The organism is Rhizobium sp. P1_E1, assembly GCF_056406015.1.
Map to the genome: position 1 here is coordinate 1 of NZ_JBFUAY010000512.1, position 1239 is coordinate 1239.

Annotated in this window: 1 pseudogene; it reads right to left on the reverse strand. The window is 63.2% G+C overall.

From position 1 onward, the window contains the following. Positions 1–1239: pseudogene (locus AC1D1Z_RS37575) on the reverse strand (DNA-directed RNA polymerase subunit beta'); the annotation flags it as partial.

The window sequence follows — 1239 nt, forward strand, 5'->3', positions numbered from 1 at the left end:
GTTCTTCTCCTTGGGCACGAGATCTTCCCAGACCTTGCCTTCAGGGTCGGTGATCTGCAGGCGAACCTTGCCTTTGGTTTCTTTACCGAAGGACACAGTACCGGTCATTTCAGCCAGCGTACCCTTGTCTTTCGGCGTACGGGCTTCGAAGAGCTCAGCAACACGCGGCAGACCGCCGGTAATGTCGCGGGTCTTCTGGCCTTCGATCGGGATACGGGCCAGCACTTCGCCGGGGCCCACGTCCTGGCCGTCGCGCACCTGGACCAGCGCGCCCACCTGGAAGCCAATCGTCACCGAGTGATCGGTGCCGGGGATCTTGACTTCGTGGCCGGAGGCGTCAATCAGCTTGACCTGCGGGCGGATCACCTTCGTGGCGCCGCGGCGTTTCGGATCGATCACCACCAGGGTGGACAGACCCGTCACATCGTCGACCTGCTTGGCAACCGTCACGCCTTCTTCCACATTCTCGAAGGCCACCTTGCCGGCGAACTCGGTAATGATGGGGCGCGTCAGCGGATCCCAGTTGGCCAGAATGGCGCCGGCCTTGATGGTCTGGTCGGCCTTGACGGTCAACGTGGCGCCATAAGGCACCTTGTGGCGCTCACGCTCGCGGCCGTGCTCATCATGGATGATGATCTCGCCGGAACGGGCGATCACGACCAGCTCGCCCTTGCTGTTGGTCACATAGCGCATCGGCGCATTGAAGCCGATCACGCCGTTGGACTTGGCTTCGACGCTGGAGGCAATCGCTGCGCGCGATGCGGCGCCGCCGATGTGGAAGGTACGCATCGTCAGCTGCGTGCCGGGCTCACCGATCGACTGCGCGGCGATGATACCGACCGCTTCACCGATGTTGATGAGGCCGCCGCGGCCCAGATCCCGGCCATAGCACTTGGCGCACAGGCCGAAACGGGTTTCGCAGGTCAGCGCAGTACGCACTTTCACTTCGTCCACGCCGGCTGCTTCGAGCTCTTCGATCAGGTCTTCGTCCAGCATGATCCCGGCCTTGGCCAGCACCGAGCGGTTTTCCGGGTGCAGGATGTCTTCGACCGCCGTGCGGCCGAGGATACGGTCGCGCAGCGATTCAATGACTTCACCGCCCTCGACGATGGCGCGCATGAGTGAACCCTCTTGCGTGCCGCAGTCTTCTTCGGTGACCACCAGATCCTGAACCACGTCGCAAAGGCGGCGGGTCAGGTAGCCGGAGTTGGCCGTTTTCAGCGCCGTATCGGCCAGACC